Raw genomic sequence first — 23049 nt, 5'->3', positions numbered from 1 at the left:
TCACGGGCACGACGAAGGCGCGGCCGGATGCACGGCGTAGCCTGACGCCGGCTGCCACGTTGCCGCTGGTCGCGCGCCGCATGGAGGCATGCGCATGAAGACGTCGCCGCGCCGCCGCGCGTTGCTCGCCGCCGGCCTCGGCATGCTGGGCGCGCTCGGGGCACCGTCGCCGGTGCGCGCGAAGCCGCGCACGGTGCGGATCTCGAAAGGCTATGGCGTGTTGTACCTGCCGCTGCTCGTGATGGAGAAGCAGCGCCTGTTCGAGCGGCATGCGGCGCGGCACGGCCTGCGCGACGTCGCGGTCGACTGGGTGCTGCTCGACGGCGGCAATTCCGTCAACGACGCGATGATGGCCGGCACGCTCGATTTCGCGGGTGCCGGCGCGCCGGGCTTCATCGAGCTGTGGGCGCGGGCGCGCGGGATTCCGAACGTCGAGGTGATCGGCATCAGCGGATTGTCCACGACCTCGCTGTCGCTCAATGCAAACCGTCCGGGCCTGACGTCGCTGCGCGACTTCACGCCGTCCGACCGGATCGCGGTGCCGGGCATCCGCACGTCGCTGTCGGCGGTCGTGCTGCAGATGGTCGCGAGCCGGCAACTCGGCGCGCGGCATTTCGCGCAGCTCGACTCGATCACCGTGAACCTGCCGCATCCGCAGGCGATGCAGGCGCTGATCCGCCGCGAGAACGGCGTCACCGCACACTTCACGTCGCCGCCGTTCTCGACCCTCGAATTGCGGCAGCCGGGCATTCATCGCGTCGTGAATTCGGTCGACGTGCTCGGCCCGCTGACGCTCGACGTCGTGTTCGCGCCGAAGCGGCTCGTCGATACGGAGCCCGCGCTGGCCGCGGCGTTTCTCGGCGCGCTCGACGAAGCGAACCGCCTGATCGCGCAGGACCCGCGCGCGGCGGCCGCGCTGTATGCGGCGTCGTCGGGCGTCGCCGTGTCGCACGACGACGTGATGCAGATGCTCGCCGCGCCTGACACGCGTTTCTCGGTGCGGCCGAATCAGCTGATGGACTACGTCGAATTCCTGTATCTCGCCGGCACGATCAAGGCGAAGCCGCGCGCGTGGCACGAGATGTTCGCGCCGATGCTCGACGACTACCGGACCGGCTGACGACGGCGGCCATCCGTTTCCGGATCCCGATTTCATCGAACCCCACCGCGCCCGCGCATTGATCGCGCGCGGCGCCGATTCAACCGACAAGCAACCGCTTCACGGAGGAGCCCGCAGTGAATGCCACCGAAACCCTGGACCCCGCGTCCGCCGAAGAGCAGCGCATCATGTCGAAGATGGCGCGGCGCCTGATGCCCATCCTCGTCGTGATGTTCCTGATCGCGTTCATCGACCGGCAGAACGTCGGCTTCGCGAAACTGCAGATGGTGCACAGCCTCGGGATGACCGAGGCCGCGTTCGGTCTCGCGTCGTCGCTGTTCTTCATCGGCTACCTGCTGTTCGAGGTGCCGAGCACGCTCGCGCTGCATCGCTACGGCGCACGCGTGTGGCTCGCGCGGATCATGCTGACGTGGGGCCTCATCACCGTGCTGATGGGCTTCACGACGTCGATGCCCGCGTTCTGTTCGCTGCGCTTCCTGCTCGGGATCGCCGAGGCCGGCTTCTATCCGGGCGTGATCTATTACCTGACGCTGTGGTTCCCGCAGAGCTATCGCGCGAAGGTGCTCGGCATCTTCACGCTCGGCAGCGCGCTCGCGAACATGCTCGGCTCGCTGGTCGGCGGCGTGCTGCTGAGCCTGAACGGCGTGTGGGGGCTCGCGGGCTGGCAGTGGGTGTTCGTGGCGACGGGCATCCCGGCCGTGATCGTCGCGATCGTCGTGTTCCGCGTGCTGCCGGCGTCGTTCCTCGAGGCGCCGTTCCTCGACGAACGCGAGAAGCAGATCGTCGCGGCCGCGCTGGAGCGCGAGAAGCCGGCGCAGGCCGAGCATGCGCAGCCGTGGAAGGCGCTGCTCGATCCGCGCGTGATGCTGTTCGCGGCGACCTACATGCTGATGTCGACGTCGCTGTACGGCGTCACGTACTGGCTGCCGACGCTCGTGAAATCGTTCGGTGTGTCGAGCAGTACGAACGGTTTGCTGAGCATGCTGCCGTGGGCGCTCGCGGTGGTGCTGCTGGTGTGGCTGCCGTCGAAGCTGCGTCGCGCGAAGAGCATCCTGCGCACGATCGCGATCGTCGCGGCGCTCGGCGCGCTCGGCTTCCTGCTGAGCCTCGTGCTGCCGTCGACGCCGCTGCGCTTCGTCGCGCTCGTGCTGGGCGGGGCGTGCATCCCGCTGCTGTATCCGTGCTTCTGGTCGATGCCGCCGCGCTACTTCACCGGCGCGCGTGCGGCGGCGAGCGTCGCGGCGATCAACTCGATCGGCAACCTCGGCGGCTTCTTCAGCCAGAACCTGATGCCGTTCGCGGGCAAGGTGACGGGCACGGCGTTCGGGCCGATGATCGTGCCGATCGTGTGCCTCGCGCTGCTCGGGATCGGCGCGCTCGTCGCGTGGACGCGCTCGGAGCGGGGGATGGTGGCGGCGCGGGTGTGATGGGCGGCGGCGGCCGGGGGCTGCGGTATCGCGCAGTCCCTGCTGCCGATCGGGCCGATGTGCTACCGTGCATGCGTTCCGCATGCATGGAGAGCGAAATGAAAACGACGGCGATGTCCGTGCTTCGAGTCGATCGCAAGTTGCTCGAGGCAGCGGAAAGCGTGTTGGAGGAAAACGAGACGCTGTCCGCGTTCGTCGAATCGACGCTGCGCGCTGCCGTCGCACGCCGACGAACGCAGCGCGAGTTTGTCGCGCGCGGCCTTGCGTCGGCCGATGAGGCGCGGCGTACCGGTGAATACGTCGATGCCGCAGAAGTCCAGGCCAGCCTTGGGACGATGCTGAATGCCGCGCGTGCAGCGACGACAACCGGTTAGACGAGCGGGGTGAGCGACGGGCATGGTCGGTGAATACGTCGATGCCGCAGAAGTCCAGACCTGACCTGTGACGATGCTGAAAGCCGCACGTGTAGCGTTGGCAACTGATTAGACGAGTGGTGGCGATCGACGGGCACGGTCGAACAAGTCACGATCCTCACCGTTCGGCATCAGCGGGAAGAGGACTACCACTGACCCCCATGGCAGCACAGCGCCGCTACTGCTTCGCCCTTACCTCTTCCGTCCGTGACGTCCCCCGTCCGTCATGCGCGATCGCCACATGCGCCGACGCCACCGGAATATCCACTTCCACCGTCGTTCCTTCGCCGAGCGTCGTATCGATCCGCAGCGTGCCGCCGACGAGATACGCGCGCTCGCGCAGGCCGACCAGCCCGAACGATCCCGACTTGCGCGGCGCACCGGGATCGAAGCCCGCACCGTCGTCGCGAATCGTCAGCGCGATCGTCTCGTCACGGTAGACGAGCGCCACGGTCGCGCTCGACGCGGCCGCGTGCCGCGCGACGTTCGCGAGCGCTTCCTGCGCGATACGGAACACGGCCGTCGCATACGGTTCGTCGAGCAGCAATTCGCCCGGCTCGACGTGCAGCGCGCACGCGATGCCGTGACGGCGCTGGAAATCCTCCACGAGCCATTGCATCGCGGCCGCGAACCCGAGGTCGTCGAGCATCAGCGGACGCAGGTCGGACGCGATGCGCCGCGTGGCCGTCACCGCGCCGCGCGCGAGCGCATGCATCGCCGCGATCTTGCGCGCCAGCGGCGCGTCGTCCTGCGGCACGCGGTCGAGCAGCCATTCGAGATCGTTCTTCAGCGCCGCGAGCGTCTGCGCGAGTTCGTCGTGCAGTTCGCGCGCGATGCGGCGCTGTTCGGCCTCGCGTGCGGTCGCGCTGATCGCCGCGATCTCGCGCAGCTCCTCGCGCGACGCCTGCAGCGCCCGCTCCGCGCGCACGCGCTCCTCGACTTCGCGCCGCAGGTCGCGGTTCGACGCGCTCAACTGCGCGGTGCGCGCCGCGACGCGCTGCTCGAGCCGTTCGTTCGCCTCGTTGAGCTGCGCGCTCTTCTGCACGACGAGCAGGTGCTGATAGCGCGCGCCGGCCAGCGCGCGCACCGTCTGCGCATGCAGCCGGCCGTTCTCGAACAGCAGCGCGAACAGCACGACGCACGATGCGACGAGGCCGTAGGTCCGCCCGGCGTAGAAGCCCAGGTCGAAGCGACCGTGGTTCAGCATCGCCGACAGCGCGATGTCGAACAGCCAGGCGACGAGCACGATCATCACCCACAGATCGAGCACCGAATGACGACGCCGCAGCCGCCACATCAACACGAGCGCGGCGAGGTTCAGTGCCCAGACGATCGTGATCGCGTGCGTCATCGTCGACGCCATCCGGTTGCCCTGCATGATGCGCGGCAGCAGGTCGTGGCCGGCGGTCGCGAGCAGCGCGAGCGCGACGGTCGCGCCCGCGGCCGACGCGATGCAAAGCAGGATCGGAATCGCCGCGCGACGCTGCTCGAGCGACGGCGGTCGCGCGCGCGCCGCCGCGCGCAGCAGCACGTACGCGGCGACCGTCAGCGGAAAGCCGCCGTGCCAGAACAGATAGAGCCACGCGGTGGTCTGTTCGCCCGCGCCGAGCAGGCCCGTCGGCGAGAACAGTCCAGGAAAGGTCAGCATGTGCGTGCCGGCCATGAAGCCCGTGAACAGGTAGCCGCCCGCGAGCGCGAGCAGCGATTTCTCGCGCAGGATCGCGTACTGGCCGAGCAGCAGGCCGGCCGTCACCATGTCGTTGATCACGATCGCCGACTGGTACACGGGAATGAAGCCCAACACGCGCGCGAGCGGCACGCCCGCGAACGGCGCGAGGGCGGCGAAGATCACGGCCGACACGATCACCGTCGCGATCGCGAGCCGCCGCTCGCGCCGGTCGGGCGGCAGCGACGACATGAACAGGCGCGACGGATCCGACGCGTCGTCGTCGTCGGGGGCGGCGGAGCGGACGCGGAACGCGGGCATCATGCGTCGTCGACGCCGAGGTCGAGATCGTGGCGCATCGCGTAGCGCACCAGCGCGGCTTCGTGCGGCAGCTCCATCTTCTCGAGGATGCGGGTCTTGTAGGTGCTGACCGTCTTCGCGCTCAGCGTGAGTTCCGCCGCGATCCGCGTGACCGTCTGGCCCGCGACGATGCGGCGCATCACGTCGAGTTCGCGCGCGGACAGCCGCTCGTGCGGCAGCATGTCGGCCGGCGTGCGCAGCGTGCGCGCGAGGCTCTCGGCTGCCGACCGGCTCACGTACACGCCGCCCGCCGCGACCTTGATGACGGCCTCGACGAGTTCGGCGGTCGCGCTGTCCTTCGTCAGGTAGCCGGTTGCGCCGGCCTTGAACGTGCGCGCCGCGTACTGCGCCTCCGCATGCATCGTCAGCACCAGCATGCGCAGCGACGGCGCATGCGTCCTGACCAGCCGGATCAGCTCGATACCGGTCGGCGCGGGCATCGACAGGTCGAGCAGCAGCACGTCGGCGGCGCGACGCTCGGCCAGCGCGAGCGTGGCCGCGCCGTCGCTCGCCTCGCCGACGATTTCGAAACCGCCGGCCGTTTCCAGGATGTGACGCAGTCCGTCCCGCATGACTGCGTGATCGTCAGCCAGCATTACCCTGATCATCTAGCGGTCCTCTTCGGGATGATGCCGCGGGCTGCTCCGCCGGTAGCCGCCGCGGCCGTTCTTCTGACCAATATATTCCGCCGAAACCAAAAATGGTGCACCTGCGGGAAATTTTTGAGATACGAGAGTGTCGAATCTGTCTTGAAGCGAAATAATCGGCGTGAAATGGTACAGGCGATAGGGCCAGATGGGGCGGGTATTCCCGAGGAATGGTCGCCGCCGTGCGGGCGGCATGCGTCGCGGACCGCCCTGATTCAGAGATAAACTGGTGCCCGATTGCACCGTCCCGACCCGAGGAGCCGCCACGATGATCGATCTCGCCGACATCCTGCCGTCTGCGTTGCCCGACGCCGTCGCGTGGGCTGACGCGCAGGCGGCCCACGGGCTCGCGCAGGGCGTGCCGCTGACGCCCGCGCAGGCCGACGACGCGCGCACCGTCGGCGTCGCCCGGCCGGAGCGGATCCGCGTCGTGGTCGCCGACCGGCTGCCGTTCCCGGACACGCCGGCGCTGGGCGCGATCGCGCGCGACACCGGCCTGTTGTCGCCGGGGACGATCGGCCTCACGCTCGGCCATGCGGTGTTCGTGCTGCGCGGCCACGACACGCGACGCCTGCTCACGCACGAATTCCGCCATGTGCATCAGTACGAGGAAGCCGGGTCGATCGGCGCGTTTCTCGCGCGCTATCTGCACGAGATCGCGACCGTCGGCTACCACGACGCGCCGCTCGAGGCCGACGCGCGCCAGCACGAGTTCGACTGACGCCGCCCGCCGGCGCGACCGCGCACACACGCCGATGAACCTTCCCCACGCCACCGCCGGCCCGGTGCAGACGCGCCGCGCGGCCACGCCGCGCGGCCTGCGATGAGCGACACCATCCACGCATGGCTCGGTGCGATCGGCGCGCATCCGGCGCTCGTGCTGGCGATCGTGTTCGCCGCCGCCTGTGCCGAGGCGATCGCGCTGATCGGCACGGTCGTGCCGGCCGGTGCCGTGATGTTCGCGGCCGGCACGCTGATCGGCGCGGGCGCGCTCGACGGCTGGACGGCGATCGGCGTCGCGGCCGCCGGCGCGATCCTCGGCGACGGGATCAGCTACGAGCTCGGACGCCGCTACCGCGGCGCGATTCGAAACGGGTGGGTCCGGCTGGGCTATGCGGATGCCTATGCGCGCGGCGAGCAGTTCGTGCTGCGCCACGGGACGAAGAGCATCGTGCTCGCGCGTTTCCTGGCGCCGGTGCGCGCGGTCGTGCCGGTCGTGGTCGGCTGCGCGACGCTGCCGCGCCGGTCGTTCTACCCGGTCAATGTCGTGTCGGCGCTGATCTGGGCGCCCGTGCACATCGTGCCGGGCATCCTGTTCGGCGCGTCGGCGGTGCTGGCCGCCGCGATCAGCGTGCGGGTCGCCGCGATCCTGCTGGTGATCGCCGCGCTGGTCGCGCTCGTGTGGATCGGCGTGCGCGTCGCGCTGCGGCGCGGCTGGCCGTTGCTGCGCCGCGCGGCCGGCGCGGCCGTGCATGCATGCGCGCGCCGCTGGCCGCGCGTCGGCGGCTGGCTGCACGACGCGATCGAGAAGGGGCGCCGCCTGCCGGGCGTGGTGCCCGTGTTCGCGCTGCTGTTCGTCGGCTGCGTGTGGCTGTTTGCCGGCATCGTGCAGGACGTCGTCGCGAACGATCCGCTGATGCACGCCGACATCACGGTGTATGCGTTCCTGCAGGACCTGCGCACGCCGCCGGTGGATGCCGCAATGCGCGCGCTCGCGGTGCTGCACGGACACGATACGGGGCTGATCGTCGCGGCCGCGTTCCTGGTCTGGCTGATGATCCATCGCTGCTGGGTGACGTCCGCGTGGTGGCTCGCGACAGTCGGCATCGCGGTCGTGCTCGTGCCGGCGTTCGGCACCGGCCTGCCCGGCATGACGCCCGCGAGCCTGCCGCCCGGCGCGCCGCACGTGCCGCTGCCCGACTCCGACGCGGCGTTCGCGATGCTCGCGAGCAGCGGCATCGGCTGGGTGGTCACGCGCGACCGGCCGGCGCTGTGGCGCATTCCGGTCGTGACCGCGGTCGTGTTGTGGATCGTGCTCGGCGGCTTCGCGCGGCTGTACGTCGGCGATACGTGGTTGTCGGGTCTGCTCGGCGGCTGGAGCCTCGGGCTCGCGTGGTTCGCGGTGCTGGCGGGCGCCTATGCGTACTGGCAGGTGCGCGAGCATGTGCAGCCGCGGGGCGCGCTCGTCGCGGTGCTCGTCGTGCTCGCGACGACCGGCGTCTGGACCGTGCCCGCGCAATGGCAGCTCGAACGCGCCGCGCGTCCGCACGTGGGCGACGTCGTCGCGATGACCGTCGATCAATGGATGCGCGGCGGGTGGCCGCGCGTGCCGACGCGACGCACCGAGATCGGCGGCGATCGCGAGGAATATCTGCCGTTGCAATGGTGCGCGACGTCGGACACGCTCGATCGCCATCTTTCGCTGGCCGGCTGGCAGCGCGCGACGCCGTGGTCGGCCGCCGCCGCGCTGCGTTGGCTGCTGCCGCAGGGGCCGGCCGATGCGCTGCCCGTGCTGCCGCGCTATACGCACGGCGAGAGTACGCGCCGCGTGTTCGTGCGTGTCGATCCGGCCCGTCCGGACAGCCGCCTCGTGCTGCGGCTGTGGCGTTATCCGTACGCGCTGCAGGATGCGCTCGGCACGCGGCCGCTGTGGTACGGCGCGCTGTATCGCGAGACGCTGCATCGGCCCGCACGGCTGATGACGGTCGTGCGCACGACGACGATCGACGATGCGGCGACGATCGCGCAGGCGCTGCAGGTCGAGCCGACGCTCGCGCGGCCGCCGGCGGGGACGAGTGGGGCGCCGGCCGCGGTGCTGCTCGTGTGGATGGTGCAGCCTTGAAGCGCGTGCGCCGCGTTATGCGTGCGACGGTTGCGCGGGGACGACGGACAGGCGCAGGCCGACCGTCTTGAGCACCGCGAGCAGGGTTTTCAGCGTCGGGTTGCCGTTGGGCGACAGCGTGCGATACAGCGATTCGCGGCTGATGCCGGCGTCGGCCGCGACCGCGCCGAGCCCGCCATACGCTTCCGCGACCGTGCGCAGCGCGAGCAGCGCGGCCGCGCGGTTGTCGGGGTCGTCGAGCGATTCCATCGCGACGCGCAAATAGGCCACCGCGAGCTCGCGGTCGGCACCGAGTTCGGCGACTTCCGCGTCGTGGTGCGATACCGCGCCTTTGAGCTTGTTCATGCTTGCCTCCGTTTCCAGTCCAGCCAGTGTTCCTTCGCATGCCTGATGTCGTCGGACTGGCTGTGCTTGTCGCCGCCGTACAACAGCAGCACCAGCGCACTGCCGTACCGGCCGAAGTACACGCGATAGCCGGCACCGACGTGGATGCGCAGTTCGATCACACCTTCACCGACGGGCTCGCAATCGCCGAAATTTCCGGTCTGCACGCGACGCAGCCGCTCGCGAATCCGCGCCTGGGCGACCTTGTCGCGCACGGCGTTCAACCATTCGGTGAAAGGCTCGCGACCGTCGGCGCGCTGATAGCGAAGCAGTTCGAACTTGGAGAGCATTGTAGCTTATAAGTTACATGAAGGGCATGGATATCGGCGTGATTGCGTTGTTGGCCTGATGAGGCGGATGACGTGAAACGCACGCGGGCCGACTGCCGAATCGAGACGAAGCACGACGCGAAGACGCTGCGCGGGAATGCCTGCAGTGCCTTCGTGGCTCGGGGTGTCGGGCGGCGAGACCGGTTGCCCGAATGAAAATCATTCTTTGATTCGGGGCGTCGGATGACGATTCGGCCGAACGGCTGATCTCGTCGGCGCGTACGGGAAACGCGCCGTGCGGGGGAGGGACTGCTCAAACGATCGGACCGCCGGTGCCGCCGCGTGACGCGACGGTCGACCCGGCGAGTCCGGCCCTGCGTTACTGCTTCGCCGGCGCGGCCGTCGCGACCTTGTCGAGCGCGGCCGGGATGAACGTGTCGAGCTGCGCGGTCACCGATTCGTAGAAGTCGATCGGCTTGCCCCACGCGTCGGGTACGTCCTTGTGCACGCCGGTCGCGTATTCGGCAAGCGTGAAGACCTTGCCGGCGGCAGACGGATAGAGCGTGAGCACCTTCTCCTTGTGCTTGTCGGTCATCGTCAGGATCACGTCGGAGTGCTTGACGTCGTTCGCATTCAGTTGCACCGAACGATGCGCGGACGTGTCGATTCCGCGCCGCTTCATCAGGATCACACCGTTTTCCTCGGGCTTTTCGTCATACGGATCCTCGTCGACCGCGCGCGAGATCACGGCGATATGCGCGTGCCGTTGCGCGATCAGTTGTCCGGCGATCGCTTCGGCCATCACGCTGCGTCCGGTATTGCCCGTATCGACGAACGCGACCTTCTTCGGTTCCTCCGCGAATGCCGACGTCGCGCACTGGACGCCCAGGCAACAGAGCAGCGCAAGCGTCTTGAGGATGGGGCCTTTTTTCATTGGTGTCTCCGCCAGGGTGGGGTGGTCGTCGCCGCGGCACGACGCCGAGGCTGGCGGAGATCATGCCGGCCGCGCATGCCGGAAAAAAATAAACGGCCGGTTTTGGCAAGAGGGTGTCGCATTGTTGCAAGCGGGTCGATCGAGGCAGTCGCGCTCCGCAGCCTCGATCGCCGGCATCACCGGATCGTCACGTCGCGACCGCCGTCGCCGCCACCCGCCGCGCGGCAAATCCCGCCAGCGTCCGCAACGCGTCCCGCCCCGAGCGCAGATAGAACGCCTGCAGATGAAACACATGCCAGCGCGCGGCATGAATCTCCAGCCGGCACGGCACGCCGCAGGCGAGCGCATGCGACGCGAGTCGCTGCGCGTCCGACAGCAGCACTTCCTGGTCGCCAGCCTGCACCAGCATCGGCGGCAGTCCACGCAGGTCGGTGTCGAGCGGGCCGGGCGCTGCAGCCGAGCCCGCGCCGTGATACCAGCGCAGCCCTTGTTCGAGCCAGCCGCGACGGATCATCGGATCGTCGTGGCGGCGCGATGCGAGCGTGTCGCCGCCGAGCGTCGGGTCGGTCACGGGCGAGATCAGCAGCAGCGCGGCCGCGGCGGGTTCGCCGCGCTCGCGCAGCGCGATGGCGAGCGCCAGCGCGAGCGCGCCGCCGGCCGAATCGCCGGCAATCACGATCCGGTGCGGCGCGTAGCCTTGCGTGCGCAGTGCATCGTATGCGGCCAGCGCGTCGTCGAGCGCCGCCGGGCTCGGGTGCTCGGGCGCGAGCCGGTAGTCGGGCACCCACACCGGCAGGCCGGCTTCGGTCGCGAGCCGCGTCGTCACGCCGCGATGCGTATGCGGGCCGCCGAGACAGAACGCGCCGCCGTGCAGATAGAGGATCGCGCCGCCCGCCTCGCCGCGCTTCGGCGCGATCACTTCGACCGGCACGCCGGCGGCGGACGTCCGGTAGCGCAGCGTGTCGCCTGCGCCCGGCATCAGCGGCGACAGCAGCGCGACGACGCGGCGCTGCATGCGCGCGCCGAACGGCGGCCCGATCAGCGGCCGGAACGCGACGCGCAGAAAGCCGCGCAGCGACGCCGCGGCGAGTGCTTCCACGCGGCCGGCGGGCGGCGCGACGACGGCACCGTGCGTCGTCGTCGGGGTTGATGTGGGTGTCGCCGTGCCGGGCAACGGCTGCGTGAAGCGATACGCGGACAGCCCCGTGAAGCGCGTGATCCATCGATAGGTCAGCGTGAAGCCGGGCCAGTTCGTACTGTTGTGGCCCGACGCGTCGACGTACCAGCTCTTGCAGCCGCTCCACACTGAGCCTTCGAGCCGCTGTTGCACATGCGTGTTGTAGCGCCGGTAGCGGCGCGGATCGACGTCGATCGCGCACGCGCCGTCGCGCCGCATCGCGCGCACGCAGCGCATCACGTGCGCGATCTGGCTTTCGAGCATGTAGACGATCGAGTTGTGGCCGAGGTTGGTGTTCGGGCCATACAGCATGAAGAAGTTGGGGAAGCCCGGCACGGTGAGCCCGAGATACGCCTGCGCGCCGCGCCGCCAGGCGTCGTTCAGGTCGAGCCCGTCGCGGCCGGTGATGCGCATCGGCGACAGGAACGCGGTCGCCGCGAAACCGGTGCCGTAGACGATCGCGTCGACCGGATGGTGCACGCCGTCGTCGGTCTCGATGCCGGTCTCGGTCACGCGCCGGATGCGCTGCGTGACGAGCGCGACGTTGTCGCGGCCGATCGCGGCGAGGTAGTCGCTCGACAGCAGGATCCGCTTGCAGCCGATCGGATAGTCGGGCGTGAGCCGTTCGCGCAACGCCGGGTCGCGCACGTCGCGCGCGAGCAGCTTGCGGAACGGCCGGCCGACCGCGATGTCCATCAGCCCGTGCAGCCGCGTGAACGCAATCGCACGCGACTCGTAGCGCACGTAGATCGACGCGCGATGCAGCTTCATCGCCCACGGCAGCCGGCGGAACAGCGCCCGCTCCCACGGACGATAGGCGCGGTCGGGACGCGGCATCACGTAGGCCGGCGAGCGCTGGAACACGACGAGGCGCTCGACGTCGCCGGCGATCGCGGGCACGAACTGGATCGCCGACGCGCCGGTGCCGACCACCGCCACGCGCTTGCCCGCGAGCGGATAGTCGTGATCCCAGTGCGCGGAGTGGAAGGCGCGGCCGCGAAACGTGTCGATGCCGGGCAGGTCCGGCATCGCGGGGCGGCTCAACTGGCCGGTGCCGCTGACGAGCACGGCAGCGCTGAGCGTCGTGCCGTCGGCGAGCGTGACGTGCCACAGCGCACGGGCCTCGTCATACTGCGCGCGTTCGACGTTCGCGCCGAAGCGCAGGTAGCGTGCGAGGCCGTACTTGCGCGCGCAATGCTGCAGGTACGCATGGATTTCAGGCTGCGGCGCGAACACGCGCGACCAGTCCGGGTTGGGCTCGAACGAGAACGAGTACAGATGCGACGGCACGTCGCACGCGGCGCCCGGGTAGCGGTTGTCGCGCCACACGCCGCCGACGTCGTGCGAGCGCTCGACGATCACGAAGTCGTGAATGCCGGCGCGCTGCAGCGCGACGGCCATGCCGATGCCGGCGAAGCCGGCGCCGATGATGATCGCCGACAGCGGCGCGGCCGGTGCGGCGGGACGGGATGCTTCAGGCGACGACATGGCGGTTTTCCTCGGGCAGGATCGCATCGTGCGGCGCGCACGACGCGGGAACAGTGTCACGATGTACCGGCACGGCGGCCGGTTCGCGTTCGGTGTCGGCCGCGGCGTGTAGCGGCACACGCCGCACGCCGCGGATCAGGTCGATGGCCTTCTCGGCGATCATGATCGTCGGCGCGTTGGTATTGCCGCCGATCAGCGTCGGCATGATCGACGCATCGACGATGCGCAGCCCCGCTACGCCATGCACGCGCAATTGCGGATCGACGACCGCGAACGCGTCGCGCCCCATCCGGCACGTGCCGACCGGGTGATACACGGTGTCGGTGCGCCGGCGCAGCACGTCGCGGATCTCGTCGTCGGTCGTCACGTTCGCGGTGAACAGGTCGCGCGTGATCCATTCGGCGAGTGCCGGCGCCTCCATCAGCCGGCGCGTGATGCGGAAGCCGGCGACCATGTCGTCGAGATCGCGCGGATCGTCGAAGAACGCGGGGTCGATGCGCGGCGCGGCGAGCGGATCGGCGCTGTGCAGCGTGACCGAGCCGCGGCTGCGCGGCCGCAGCAGGCACACGTGGCACGACAGTCCGTGGCCGGCGTGCAGCCGGCGCGCATGATCGTCGACGAGCGCGACGACGAAGTGCAGCTGGATGTCGGGTGCATCGAGGTCGGCTCGCGTCTTGAGGAAGCCGCCGCCTTCCGCGAAATTCGACGTCAGCATCCCGCGCCGCTCGCGGCGAAAGTGCGCGAACTCGCGCAGCATGCGCAGCCCGCCGCGCGCGGACACGCCCATCGTGTCGACGCTGCGCGCGCGGTAGCCGAGGATGAAGTCCGGATGATCCTGCAGGTTGCGGCCGACGCCGGGCAGGTCGGCCCGCACCGGGATGCCGAGCCCCTGCAGTTCGCGGGCCGGACCGACGCCCGACAGCATCAGCAACTGCGGCGTCTGCAACGCGCCGGCCGCGAGTACGACTTCGCGCCGTGCGCGCAGCGTGCGAACCTCGCCGCGCTGCCGCACCTCGACCCCCGTCGCGCGCGTGCCGTCGAACAGGATGCGCAGCACCTGCGCGTGTGTCTCGACCGTCAGGTTGTCGCGGCGGCCGACGTGCGGCAGTAGGTACGCGCGCGCCGCGCTCCACCGCTCGCCGTGCTTCTGCGTGACCTGATAGAGGCCGACGCCTTCCTGCCGCGCGCCGTTGAAGTCGTCGGTGAGCGGCAGGCCGGCCTGTCGCGCCGCTTCCAGGTAGCGCGCATGGAACGGGTTGCCGGTGCGCAGGTCGCTGACCCACAGCGGGCCGTCGCGGCCGTGAAAGGCGTCGTCGAAGCGCTCGTTGTGCTCGCTCAGGCGGAAGTAAGGCAGCACGTCGTCGTAGGACCAGCCTTCGTTGCCGAGCGCGGCCCAGCCGTCGTAATCGACGCGATGGCCGCGAACGTAGACCATCGCGTTGATCGCGGACGAGCCACCGAGCGCCTTGCCGCGCGGCTGATAGCCAATGCGCCCGCCGAGCCCCGGCTGCGGCACCGTGTCGAATGCCCAGTTGTTCATGCGGGTCGGCAGCATCGCGACCGCGCCGGTCGGCACGTTGACGAGCGCGTTGTCGCCGCGGCCACCGGCCTCGAGCACGCAGACGGTGACGGCCGGGTCCTCGGTGAGGCGCCCCGCGACGACGCAGCCGCCCGATCCGCCGCCGACGACGATGTAGTCGAAAGTCTTGCTCATGAAATCGTCTCCCGATGGTCGATGGGTCAAGCGATGCGCGTGAGCACGCGCAGCAGCAGGTCGAAGGTTTTGCCGTACGGCGGGTGGAACAGTGCGGTGCCGCTGCGACGCGCCTGGTGGAACACGGGCTTGTGATGGCTGAACGTGTCGAAGCCCCATTTGCCGTGATACGCACCGATGCCGCTCGGGCCGACGCCGCCGAACGGCTGGTGTTCCTGTGCGAGATGCCACAGGCAGTCGTTTACCGTGACGCCACCCGACACCGTTTCGCGCAGCACGCGATCGCGGCGCGCGGCGTCGCGGCCGAACCAGTACAGCGCGAGCGGGCGCGGCCCGCGGTTCACGCGCTCGATCGCTTCGTCGAGATCCGCGTATTCGACGATCGGCAGCACGGGGCCGAAGATCTCCTCGCGCATTACGCGCATCGTGTCGCGCGCGCCGAGCACGAGCGTCGGCGCGAACTTGCGCGAGCCGGCGGGGAAGCGTTCGCCGGCCGGATTGACTTCGAGCACGCGTGCGTCGCCTGCGCGCGCATCGTCGACCAGGGCCGCCAGACGGTCGCGGTGGCGCGCGCCGATGATCGCCGTGTAGTCGGGGTTGGCGAGGAGGGTCGGGTAGCGGCGCGCGATCGCGTCCGACAGGCGCGCGGCAACGATCGGTGCGGTGCCCGCCGGCACCAGCAGATAGTCGGGCGCGATGCAGGTCTGGCCGGCATTGAGCAGCTTGCCGAACGCGATGCGCCCGGCCGCGTGTGCGACGTCGCACGACGGATCGAGGATCGCCGGCGACTTGCCGCCGAGCTCGAGCGTGACGGGCGTGAGGTTCGCGGCCGCAGCTTGCGCGACGTCGCGGCCGACCGCGGTCGAGCCGGTGAAGAACAGATGATCGAACGGCAAGCGCGCGAACGCCTTCGCCGTGTCGACGTCGCCGGTGACGACCCGCAGCTCGTCGGCATCGAACGCGTCGGCGACGAGCGTCTCGAGCAGCGCCGACAGCTGCGGTGTCAGTTCCGACGGCTTGACCAGCACGCGGTTGCCGGCAGCGAGCGCCGCAACCGCGGGCCCGATCGCGAGTTGCAGCGGATAGTTCCACGGGGCCATCACGCCGACGACGCCGCGCGGTTGCGGCGCGATCCGGTTGTAGCCGGGCCGGAAGTGCGCGGCGGTCGGCACGCGGCGTTCGCGCATCCAGTGCCGCAGATGCGCGCGTGCATGGCGCAGGCCGCTTCGAACCACGAATAGTTCGGCGAGCCGCGTTTCGTGCGCGGAGCGTCCGCCGAAATCGGCGTCGATCGCACGCACGAGCGCGGCTTCGTGCGTATCGAGCAGCGCGCACAGGCGATCGAGCCGCGACAGGCGGATCGCGAGCGGCGGGGCGGGATCGCGGGCACATGCCTCGCGCTGGTGTTCGAAGCGGGCGGCGAGGTCGGGTGGGCGACTCGGTCGCATGGTGTCTCCTCCGGGGGCGTTGACGTCGTTCGGGCGACGACTGATGACGCCGATGGTGCGGGCCGCATGGGAAAACACCAATGCTGCTTCGGGACAATTGTTTTAGTATTTGGGCCAAATCGGCGCTTCGAGGGTTTCTCCGCATGAGCTTCTGGGACTTCACCCGGAGTCCGGCCAGCGCGCGGCTGCTGGTCGATTTCGGCGACGAACGCGGCGTGCCGCGCGCGAAGTTGCTGGCCGGTACAGGGCTCGCGGACGCGCAGCTCGACGATCCGAACGTCGAGGTGACGGCCGCGCAGGAACTGCGGCTGACCGGCAACCTGCTGCGCGCGCTCGGGCGCGCGCCGGGCCTCGGGTTCGAAGTCGGGCAGCGCTATCACTTCTCCGCGTACGGCGTGTGGGGCTACGGGCTGATCGCGAGCGCGACCGCGCGCGACGCGCTGGCGCTCGCGATGCGCTTCCTGCCGCTCACGTATGCGTTCACGGTGATCACGTACCGCGAGGAACCGCAGACGGGCGTGCTCAATTTCGGCGCGCCGGAGCTTGATGCCGACCTGAGCCGGTTCCTCGTCGAACGCGACATGGCGGCTGCGGCCGTGCTGCTGCAGGAAATCGGCGGCGGCGATTTCGCGTTGTCGCGCTTCACGATGCAGGCCGCGAGCGCGGCGAGCGCAGCCGCGTTCGCACCCGCAGCGCGCATCGCGGGCGTCGAACCTGCGTTCGGCGCCCGCGCGAACAGCCTCGCATTCGACCGTGCGTTTCTCGACCGGCCGCTGCCGCATGCGAACCCGCTGACGGTCTCGATGTGCGAGCAGATGTGCAGCCAGCTGGTCGAAACGCGGCGCGCGCGGCTCGGCACGTCGGAGATGGTGCGGCAATATCTGACGGCGACGCCCGGCAACGTGCCGTTCTCGCTCGAGGACATGGCGCGGCTGATGAACACGAGCCCGCGCACGCTGAAGCGCCGGCTGCAGGAAGAAGGCACGACGTTCAGGGTGTTGCTCGCGCAGGCGCGCGGCGCGATGGCCGAGACGCTGCTCGGCGATGCGCACCTGTCGCTAACCGAAGTGGCCGAGCGGCTCGGCTTCAGCGACCTGTCGAGTTTCTCGCAGGCGTTCAAGCGCTGGTATGGTGTGCCGCCCGGCACGTATCGCAGCGGCCTGCTGCGCGACGGCGGCTCACCCTGACGCAGGGTCGCGCCACGCGCGCATTCCCCAACCCCTTCACGAGAGGACCCGCATGATCACGCTTCGCCCGATGACCGAAGACGACTTCCCCCGCTTCTGGCCCACGTACCACGCGATCGTCGCCGCGCAGGAGACCTACGCATTCGATCCGGCGCCCACGCGTGAAGCCGCCCGCGCGCTGTGGCTCGATGCGCCGCTTTGCACGTGGGTTGCCGAAGAGGATGGCGTGCTGCTCGGCTCGTACTTCCTGAAGGCGAACGCGGCCGGCCCCGGCAATCACGTGTGCAACTGCGGTTACATGGTCAGCGAGGCCGCGCGCGGCAAGGGCGTCGCGCGCCTGATGTGCGAGCACTCGCAGCAGGTGGCGCGCGAACGCGGCTTCCTCGCGATGCAGTTCAATTCGGTGGTCGCGACGAACGAGGTGGCGGTCGCGCTGTGGCAGAAGCTCGGCTTCGAGATCGTCGGCCGCCTGCCGCGCGCGTATCGTCACGCGCGGCTCGGCTTCGTCGACTGCTTCGTGATGTTCAAGTGGCTCGGCGACGCGGCGGCCGCCGACGCCTGATGCCAAGGTCAGACGGCGAACGCGCCGTCGAACACGATCCGCTCGTCGAACGCCAGCGTGCCGCGCGCGAAGATCAGGTCGAGGTGGTGGCTGCCGTTCGCGCCGCCGCCGAGGCCGAGATGCAGGCCCGGATGGCGTTCCTCGAAGCCGGCGTTGCGGCCGTATAGCCCGCGGATGCCCAGGTTCGTGCCGATGCCGAATTCCTCGATGCGCCGGTGATTGTCGTGCCGGTCGAGGTACGACGCGAAGTCGCGCCGGAAGCCCGCGTCGTCGCTGTCGAAATCGACGATCAGGCTGTCTTCGACATGCAGCGTCGCGAGCCGCTCCGTCACGCGGTACTTGATCGCGAACGGCACGGTGCCGAGGAACGTGCCGCTGAACACGATCGAGCCGTGCAGGTCGGTGACGTGCGTCGCGATCTCGCCGGGCACGACGTCGAGATTGCCCATCCCGTCCACGCTCGTCCATTTCTGGTCCGGCGCAAGCGAGCCGGTCAGCGTGTTGCCGGCTTCGTCGATGAAATGGATCTGCGATGCGCGCGCGGCCGCTTCGATCAGCCGGCCGTTGCGCGCGGCGATGTCGTCGAGCGATTCGGCGAACGCCTCGTCGAGATGCGGGCCGTAATCCTTGAACAGCACCGACTTGCTCCAGTGCCTGACGATCGCGGGACGGATCGCGGCCAGGAACGGCGGGCCGCTCGGCGACGGCGTCGGCAGGCACGACGAGTCGTACAGCAGCACGAACAGGTCCGCATGCGTGAGCGCGGCGGCGATGTCGGCGGGCGGGGTGGTGTCGAGGCAGAGGATCGTCGCGTCGAGCGAGTCGGGCAGGGCGGAAAACGCACGCAACGCGGTGTCGCGGTTGCGGCTGTCGTAGCCGACCAGCAGTTTGCCCGTCTCGCCGCGTGCGAGCTTGTCGCGCAGCGCCGGGTGATACCCCAGCGCACGGTGCAGGTTCAGCATGCGTGTCTCCGGAGGCGGCGGAAGGGCCGCGGCCCTTCCGCGGGAACGGGCTGGCCGCTCAGACCGGCCAGAGCGCGGTGCCGAACGGCACCACGGCATCCTCGACCATCATGTCGACGGCCTCGGGGTGCGTGTCTTCCTGCATCCAGTCAAGCAATTCGATCTGCCGGGTTTCCTGCATGTCAATTCTCCTGTGGTGAACATGAGCGATTCAACATGAAAGCGCGGTAACGGGATTACCGCGGCTCATCCGATGTTTTTTGAATACCGGACGAGTGGCGTCGATATTAGTCTGATGATTTGGCGAATGCAATGCGTGGCGAGATTTTTAGCCGCGGCGTGCTAAACATGCGGGTTCGCTGCATTTCGCGCGGTGAAGGCGTATGAATCCAATCGCAAAACCCGAGGATTTTTTTCGAATATCGGGGCCGCGATCGATTGATTGATTCATTCAAGCGATTTTTTGAATCGCGAGTTCAATCGCGTCGATCGTTTCGATTTCCGCCATTCACGAACAATGCGCGCGGTTATCGTGGACGCGAACCGGCTTCAGCGGTTTTCTGGCACCATCTGACGACCTCGCGCGCGGGCCGCAGCCGCGCGCCTGCCGCCGTCCCGGCGGCACGATGCGAACCACGATGGAGACACCGCGATGCGCGCAGCGCCGCAACCGGAGCACGCCGGGCCAGCACGACAGGACGCCGGCGCCACCGAACCCGACCGCATGACCGCGTGGCGGCTCGCGATCTGCCTGTCGCTCGGCAGCGCGATCGCGCTCGGTCTCGCGCGCTTCTCGTACGCACTGCTGCTGCCGCCGATGAAGGCCGATCTCGGCTGGACCTTCGCGCAGGCAGGCGCCTTGAACACGGCCAACGCGGCCGGCTACCTGATCGGTGCGCTCGTCTTTCCGTTGCTGTCCCGCCGCTGGCGCACCGGCACGCTGCTGGCGGCCGGCTGCGCGCTGACCGCGGTGCTGATGGCCGCATGCGGGCTCACGTCCGGCATGAACGCGCTGCTCGTCGAGCGGCTCGCGACCGGCGTCGGCAGCGCGCTGATCTTCATCAGCGGTGGCGTGCTGGCCGCGCGGCTCGCGTCCGCAGCGCCGCGCGACGCGGGGCTGCTGCTCGGGCTCTATTACGGCGGCACCGGGTGGGGCATCGTCGCGTCGTCGCTGCTCGTGCCCGCCACGCTGGTGCAGCGCGCGCACGGCTGGCAACCGGCATGGTTCGCGCTCGCGTTTGCATGCGTGCTGTTCTCGGCGATCGCCGTGTCGGCGGCGCGTCGCATCGAGCATGCGCACGCGGCACCGGCCGCGCGGCGTGACGGTGCCGCGCCGGCGGCGACCGCGGGCCCTGCGCGCTTCGCACTCGCGCTCGCCGGCTACGGCCTGTTCGGCGTCGGCTACATCGGCTACATGACGTTCATCGTCGCGCTGCTGCGCGGCGCGGGAATGAGCGGGACGGTCGTGTCCGCGTTCTACGTGATGCTCGGCGTCGCGACCGTCGTGTCGGCGCGGCTGTGGTCGGGGCTGCTCGACCGGATGCGTGGCGGCCAGGCGCTGGCCGTGCTCAACGCATTGCTCGGCGTGGCGACGCTGATGCCGGCGCTGTTCGTGCATCCGGCGGCCGCGTTCGCGTCGGGCGTGCTGTTCGGCGCGACGTTCCTGTCGGCGGTCGCGTCGACGACCGCGTTCGTGCGCCACAACCTGCCGCCGGAAGGCTGGGCGAAGGGCATCAGCGCGTTCACGACGATCTTCGCGTTCGGGCAGATCGCCGGGCCGGTCGCGATCGGCTGGGTGTCCGACAGCGCGGGGCTTGCGCGCGGGCTCGTCTATTCGGCGCTGACGCTGTTCGCGGGCGCGGCCCTCGCGGCCGGACAGCGTGCATTAAGGGCGTCGGCGTAGCCGATCGGGCCTGCAACGACCGGCGAGCGCGACAACGTGAGCGCGACCGTTACCGTTCCCGTTACCGCACGCAGGCCGTGCGCGACACGCGATGAAACGCGCGGCTGAAGTAGATGAGGCTGTCGCCGTCGTTGCGCACGCGAATCGACGTCGCCTCGATGAACATCACCGAATGCGAGCCGACTTCCTTCATCTCGGCGATCCTGCCCTGCAGGCTCGCGAGCGCATCGCGCAGCACGGGGACGTCCTGCTCGCCGCGATCCCACACCGGCAATTCGAAGCGGCGTTCCATCGGCAGCTCGGTCATTCCCGCGAAATGGCGCGCGAGCAGTTCGTGCTCGGCCGGCAGCACGTTGATGCACACGTGACGATTGCGCTCGAAGATCGCATGCATCGCGCTCGACCGGTTCAGGCACACGAGCAGCGTCGGCGGCGCGTCGGTGACGGAGCAGACGGCGCTCGCGGTGATGCCGCAGCGGCCGTGCGGCCCCGCGGTGGTGATCACGTTGACGGCCGCGCCGAGGTGGGCCATTGCCTGCCGGAAGGCCTGTTGCGCGTCGGTGGGGGCGGCGCGTGCCGGTTGCGGGGTATCGGTCGTTGCGGACATGGGCGCTCCTGGGTGAATGAGGGCGGCGATCGTGCGCGTTGTCGATGCGGCAGCGGATCGTCGACGATGAACCAAGCGTACGTCGCGAAAAAGCCGGCGAACATTCGCACGATTGACGATGAAGATGGCGTTCCCGCCAGCGCATCTAAAGGTTCTACCTAGATGCGCGATACGACGGGCGAAAAAAAGTGCGATCGGGCGTTCGAGCGGTACGTAAAGGGGTATTCAGCGCATCTCCGGCTCGTTATGATGTGCCGCACACCCCCGACGAACGACGCTTGCCTCACCCGCGGCGCGTGCGATACCGATACCGATATCTTGCGAGACAACCCGATGACGTCACCCGCTCCGATCGTATACATCGTCGACGACGACAGCGGCATGCGGACCTCGCTCGCGTGGTTGCTCGAATCGGTCGGCATCGCGTCCGAGGGATTCGCGAATGCCGCCGATTTTCTCGCGCGCTTCGACGTGAACCTGCCCGCGTGCCTGGTGCTCGACGTGCGAATGCCGGAGAAAAGCGGATTCGACGTGCAGGCGGAACTGAACGCGCGCGGCGCGACGCTGCCGGTGATCTTCGTCAGCGGACACGGCGACATTCCGATGTCGGTGCGCGCGCTGCAGAACGGCGCGATCGACTTCGTCGAGAAGCCGTACAACTCGCAGCAGATGCTCGAGCGCGTGCAACGCGCGCTGCGGCTCGCGCAGCAGCGGCACGCGGTCGGCCAGCGTCACCGCGAGCTGCGCCAGCGGCTCGATGCGCTGACCGCGCGCGAGAAGGAGGTGCTGCGCGGTGTCGTCGACGGCAAGGGCAGCAAGCAGATCGCGTCGGACCTGTCGATCAGCGTGAAGACCGTCGACGTGCATCGCGCGAGCATCAAGGAGAAGCTCGGCGCGACGTCGATCGCCGCGCTGGTGCGCGACGTGATGGTCGTGTGGGGCGACGACGGGGAGTCGTCGCGCTAGCGCACGGTGGTGCGAACGCGAATCGGGCCGTGCGTGTAAGCGTAGTGCCCGCACGCACCGCACGCACCGCACGCACCGCGCACACCGCATACACCGCATACACCGCATACACCGCGCGCTGGTATTGACCAGCACCGGCCGGCATCAGCCTGCACCGCACGCTCGACGCATGCCGCCGCTCAACGCATGTACAACCCGCCGTTGATGTCCCAGCACGCGCCGTTCGCGAAATGCGCGTCGCCCGACGCGAGCAGCACGGCCGCATCGGCGACGAAGCCGGCCGACCCGAGCTTGCCGCCCGGCAGGCTCGCGAGCACCTGCCGCAGCTTGTCCGGCGCGACGCTCTCGTACACGATCGGCAGGTCGAGCGGCCCCGGCGAGATCGCGTTGACGGTCACGCCCTGCGCGGCAAGGTCGCGCGCGAACACCTTGGTCAGCGTCAGCGTGCCGCCTTTCGCGGCCGCGTAGTGCGCGCCCGTCGCCGAGCCGCCGTTCTGCCCGGCGAGCGACGCGATGTTGACGATGCGGCCCGCGCCGCGCGTCGCGAAGTACTGGCCGAACACCTGGCAGCCGAACAGCACGCTGCGCAGGTTCACGTCGATCACCTGGTCGAACTGCTCGGCCGTGATCTCCATCGCGGGCACGACCTTCGATGCGCCGGCATTGTTGACGAGCACGTCGATCGCGCCCCAGCGCGCGACGAGCGCATCGCGCGCGGCTTGGAAATCGCGTTTCGACGTGACGTCGAGCGGCAGCGCGACTGCGCGTGCGCCGCTCGCGTCGAGGTCGCGCGCATGCGCGTGAATGGCGTCGACGGCGATGTCGGCCAGCGCGACGCGATAGCCGGCCGCATGAAAGCGTTCGGCGATGACGGTGCCAAGCCCGCGCGCGGCGCCGGTGACGAGGACGACTCGGTCTGACATGGTGCGTGATTCCGTTGGTTCGCGGATCGTGGCCACAGCCGCGCCCGCAT

The 23049-nt window shown here is 69.4% G+C and carries 21 protein-coding genes; 9 read left to right on the top strand and 12 right to left on the bottom strand.

Annotation, left to right across the window (positions count from 1 at the left end):
- Nucleotides 1–94 precede the first annotated feature (94 nt).
- The 3 genes from DIE02_RS10650 (at nt 95) to DIE02_RS10640 (ending at nt 2921) form a co-directional block, all read left to right on the top strand.
- Nucleotides 95–1120 (top strand): ABC transporter substrate-binding protein, encoded by a 1026-nt coding sequence (locus DIE02_RS10650; RefSeq protein WP_124487684.1) that lies wholly within the window; start codon nt 95–97, stop codon nt 1118–1120.
- Nucleotides 1121–1236: 116 nt separating this feature from the next.
- Nucleotides 1237–2547 carry an MFS transporter gene (locus DIE02_RS10645; RefSeq protein ID WP_124528948.1) on the top strand — a complete coding sequence of 437 codons (1311 nt, stop codon included), beginning with the start codon at nt 1237–1239 and terminating at the stop codon, nt 2545–2547.
- A 98-nt stretch (nt 2548–2645) separates the two neighbouring features.
- Nucleotides 2646–2921, top strand: coding sequence for a YlcI/YnfO family protein (locus DIE02_RS10640; protein ID WP_124487682.1), 276 nt, complete (start codon nt 2646–2648; stop codon nt 2919–2921).
- A 217-nt stretch (nt 2922–3138) separates the two neighbouring features.
- On the opposite strand, the gene DIE02_RS10635 is transcribed toward DIE02_RS10640, so the two are convergent.
- Together DIE02_RS10635 and DIE02_RS10630 are read right to left on the bottom strand one after the other, a co-directional pair.
- Nucleotides 3139–4950 (bottom strand): sensor histidine kinase, encoded by a 1812-nt coding sequence (locus DIE02_RS10635; RefSeq protein ID WP_185702618.1) that lies wholly within the window; start codon nt 4948–4950, stop codon nt 3139–3141.
- The gene (locus DIE02_RS10630; protein ID WP_124487681.1) at nt 4947–5594 is read right to left on the bottom strand and encodes a response regulator transcription factor; all 648 of its coding nucleotides are present in this window, start codon (nt 5592–5594) and stop codon (nt 4947–4949) included. Before DIE02_RS10630 ends, DIE02_RS10635 begins: the two co-directional genes overlap by 4 nt.
- 307 nt (nt 5595–5901) lie before the next feature.
- Here DIE02_RS10630 and DIE02_RS10620 point away from each other — a divergent pair, with 307 nt between their 5' ends.
- Nucleotides 5902–6354 (top strand): hypothetical protein, encoded by a 453-nt coding sequence (locus tag DIE02_RS10620; protein WP_044845373.1) that lies wholly within the window; start codon nt 5902–5904, stop codon nt 6352–6354.
- A gap of 102 nt (nt 6355–6456) precedes the next feature.
- Entirely contained in the window at nt 6457–8475 is a 2019-nt protein-coding gene (locus DIE02_RS10615; protein WP_124487680.1) for a VTT domain-containing protein, read from the top strand.
- Nucleotides 8476–8490: 15 nt separating this feature from the next.
- Here the strand turns inward: DIE02_RS10615 and DIE02_RS10610 are convergent, their stop codons facing one another.
- The 6 genes from DIE02_RS10610 to DIE02_RS10585 form a co-directional block, all read right to left on the bottom strand.
- Entirely contained in the window at nt 8491–8820 is a 330-nt protein-coding gene (locus DIE02_RS10610; protein WP_044845371.1) for an addiction module antidote protein, read from the bottom strand.
- On the bottom strand, nt 8817–9149 hold the full coding sequence (locus DIE02_RS10605; protein ID WP_044845370.1) for a type II toxin-antitoxin system RelE/ParE family toxin: 333 nt from the start codon (nt 9147–9149) through the stop codon (nt 8817–8819). Before DIE02_RS10605 ends, DIE02_RS10610 begins: the two co-directional genes overlap by 4 nt.
- 358 nt (nt 9150–9507) lie before the next feature.
- On the bottom strand, nt 9508–10062 hold the full coding sequence (locus tag DIE02_RS10600; RefSeq protein WP_124487679.1) for a protein tyrosine phosphatase: 555 nt from the start codon (nt 10060–10062) through the stop codon (nt 9508–9510).
- 187 nt (nt 10063–10249) lie between these two features.
- Nucleotides 10250–12727 carry an alpha/beta hydrolase fold domain-containing protein gene (locus tag DIE02_RS10595; RefSeq protein WP_124487678.1) on the bottom strand — a complete coding sequence of 826 codons (2478 nt, stop codon included), beginning with the start codon at nt 12725–12727 and terminating at the stop codon, nt 10250–10252.
- Nucleotides 12714–14441, bottom strand: coding sequence for a GMC family oxidoreductase (locus DIE02_RS10590; protein WP_124487677.1), 1728 nt, complete (start codon nt 14439–14441; stop codon nt 12714–12716). The genes DIE02_RS10595 and DIE02_RS10590 overlap by 14 nt, the downstream gene beginning before the upstream one ends.
- A gap of 26 nt (nt 14442–14467) precedes the next feature.
- Complete coding sequence (locus tag DIE02_RS10585; RefSeq protein WP_124487676.1) at nt 14468–15889, bottom strand: coniferyl aldehyde dehydrogenase; 1422 nt, start codon at nt 15887–15889, stop codon at nt 14468–14470.
- A 143-nt stretch (nt 15890–16032) separates the two neighbouring features.
- Here DIE02_RS10585 and DIE02_RS10580 point away from each other — a divergent pair, with 143 nt between their 5' ends.
- Nucleotides 16033–17076: an AraC family transcriptional regulator gene (locus DIE02_RS10580; protein WP_124487675.1), complete on the top strand. Its 1044-nt coding sequence runs from the start codon at nt 16033–16035 to the stop codon at nt 17074–17076.
- Between the two features lie 52 nt (nt 17077–17128).
- A complete protein-coding gene (locus tag DIE02_RS10575) occupies nt 17129–17638 on the top strand; it encodes a GNAT family N-acetyltransferase (RefSeq protein ID WP_044845369.1) in 510 nt (169 codons plus the stop codon).
- 8 nt (nt 17639–17646) lie between these two features.
- Here the strand turns inward: DIE02_RS10575 and DIE02_RS10570 are convergent, their stop codons facing one another.
- Together DIE02_RS10570 and DIE02_RS35955 are read right to left on the bottom strand one after the other, a co-directional pair.
- Complete coding sequence (locus DIE02_RS10570; protein ID WP_124487674.1) at nt 17647–18600, bottom strand: leucyl aminopeptidase; 954 nt, start codon at nt 18598–18600, stop codon at nt 17647–17649.
- Nucleotides 18601–18658: 58 nt separating this feature from the next.
- Nucleotides 18659–18781: a hypothetical protein gene (locus DIE02_RS35955; protein ID WP_006752127.1), complete on the bottom strand. Its 123-nt coding sequence runs from the start codon at nt 18779–18781 to the stop codon at nt 18659–18661.
- 471 nt (nt 18782–19252) lie between these two features.
- Here DIE02_RS35955 and DIE02_RS10565 point away from each other — a divergent pair, with 471 nt between their 5' ends.
- Complete coding sequence (locus DIE02_RS10565) at nt 19253–20503, top strand: YbfB/YjiJ family MFS transporter (RefSeq protein WP_124487673.1); 1251 nt, start codon at nt 19253–19255, stop codon at nt 20501–20503.
- Nucleotides 20504–20564: 61 nt separating this feature from the next.
- Here DIE02_RS10565 and hpaC read toward each other — a convergent pair whose 3' ends face one another.
- On the bottom strand, nt 20565–21110 hold the full coding sequence (gene hpaC / locus DIE02_RS10560) for a 4-hydroxyphenylacetate 3-monooxygenase, reductase component (protein ID WP_044845366.1): 546 nt from the start codon (nt 21108–21110) through the stop codon (nt 20565–20567).
- A gap of 333 nt (nt 21111–21443) precedes the next feature.
- On the opposite strand from hpaC, the gene DIE02_RS10555 reads away from it, so the two are divergent.
- Nucleotides 21444–22076, top strand: a complete 633-nt coding sequence (locus tag DIE02_RS10555; RefSeq protein ID WP_044845365.1) for a response regulator transcription factor — start codon at nt 21444–21446, stop codon at nt 22074–22076.
- A 179-nt stretch (nt 22077–22255) separates the two neighbouring features.
- On the opposite strand, the gene DIE02_RS10550 is transcribed toward DIE02_RS10555, so the two are convergent.
- Entirely contained in the window at nt 22256–22999 is a 744-nt protein-coding gene (locus DIE02_RS10550) for an SDR family NAD(P)-dependent oxidoreductase (RefSeq protein ID WP_124487672.1), read from the bottom strand.
- Nucleotides 23000–23049: the final 50 nt, after the last annotated feature.

Source organism: Burkholderia sp. Bp8991, from assembly GCF_003853795.1.
Classification (GTDB): Bacteria; Pseudomonadota; Gammaproteobacteria; order Burkholderiales; family Burkholderiaceae; genus Burkholderia.
Note: the sequence above shows the minus strand (reverse complement) of the source record. Positions and strands in the feature narration are given on the sequence as shown.

What these genes read in the sequence shown, in the direction of transcription:
- DIE02_RS10615 (WP_124487680.1), top strand. Translation starts at nt 6,457, where the DNA reads ATGAGCGACACCATCCACGCATGGCTCGGTGCGATCGGCGCGCATCCG.
- DIE02_RS10550 (WP_124487672.1), bottom strand. Translation starts at nt 22,999, where the DNA reads ATGTCAGACCGAGTCGTCCTCGTCACCGGCGCCGCGCGCGGGCTTGGC.
- DIE02_RS10575 (WP_044845369.1), top strand. Translation starts at nt 17,129, where the DNA reads ATGATCACGCTTCGCCCGATGACCGAAGACGACTTCCCCCGCTTCTGG.
- DIE02_RS10580 (WP_124487675.1), top strand. Translation starts at nt 16,033, where the DNA reads ATGAGCTTCTGGGACTTCACCCGGAGTCCGGCCAGCGCGCGGCTGCTG.
- DIE02_RS10635 (WP_185702618.1), bottom strand. Translation starts at nt 4,950, where the DNA reads ATGATGCCCGCGTTCCGCGTCCGCTCCGCCGCCCCCGACGACGACGAC.
- DIE02_RS10565 (WP_124487673.1), top strand. Translation starts at nt 19,253, where the DNA reads ATGCGCGCAGCGCCGCAACCGGAGCACGCCGGGCCAGCACGACAGGAC.
- DIE02_RS10640 (WP_124487682.1), top strand. Translation starts at nt 2,646, where the DNA reads ATGAAAACGACGGCGATGTCCGTGCTTCGAGTCGATCGCAAGTTGCTC.
- DIE02_RS10570 (WP_124487674.1), bottom strand. Translation starts at nt 18,600, where the DNA reads ATGCTGAACCTGCACCGTGCGCTGGGGTATCACCCGGCGCTGCGCGAC.
- DIE02_RS10585 (WP_124487676.1), bottom strand. Translation starts at nt 15,889, where the DNA reads ATGCGACCGAGTCGCCCACCCGACCTCGCCGCCCGCTTCGAACACCAG.
- DIE02_RS10595 (WP_124487678.1), bottom strand. Translation starts at nt 12,727, where the DNA reads ATGTCGTCGCCTGAAGCATCCCGTCCCGCCGCACCGGCCGCGCCGCTG.
- DIE02_RS10620 (WP_044845373.1), top strand. Translation starts at nt 5,902, where the DNA reads ATGATCGATCTCGCCGACATCCTGCCGTCTGCGTTGCCCGACGCCGTC.
- DIE02_RS10555 (WP_044845365.1), top strand. Translation starts at nt 21,444, where the DNA reads ATGACGTCACCCGCTCCGATCGTATACATCGTCGACGACGACAGCGGC.
- DIE02_RS35955 (WP_006752127.1), bottom strand. Translation starts at nt 18,781, where the DNA reads ATGCAGGAAACCCGGCAGATCGAATTGCTTGACTGGATGCAGGAAGAC.
- hpaC (WP_044845366.1), bottom strand. Translation starts at nt 21,110, where the DNA reads ATGTCCGCAACGACCGATACCCCGCAACCGGCACGCGCCGCCCCCACC.
- DIE02_RS10605 (WP_044845370.1), bottom strand. Translation starts at nt 9,149, where the DNA reads ATGCTCTCCAAGTTCGAACTGCTTCGCTATCAGCGCGCCGACGGTCGC.
- DIE02_RS10650 (WP_124487684.1), top strand. Translation starts at nt 95, where the DNA reads ATGAAGACGTCGCCGCGCCGCCGCGCGTTGCTCGCCGCCGGCCTCGGC.
- DIE02_RS10630 (WP_124487681.1), bottom strand. Translation starts at nt 5,594, where the DNA reads ATGATCAGGGTAATGCTGGCTGACGATCACGCAGTCATGCGGGACGGA.
- DIE02_RS10600 (WP_124487679.1), bottom strand. Translation starts at nt 10,062, where the DNA reads ATGAAAAAAGGCCCCATCCTCAAGACGCTTGCGCTGCTCTGTTGCCTG.
- DIE02_RS10590 (WP_124487677.1), bottom strand. Translation starts at nt 14,441, where the DNA reads ATGAGCAAGACTTTCGACTACATCGTCGTCGGCGGCGGATCGGGCGGC.
- DIE02_RS10610 (WP_044845371.1), bottom strand. Translation starts at nt 8,820, where the DNA reads ATGAACAAGCTCAAAGGCGCGGTATCGCACCACGACGCGGAAGTCGCC.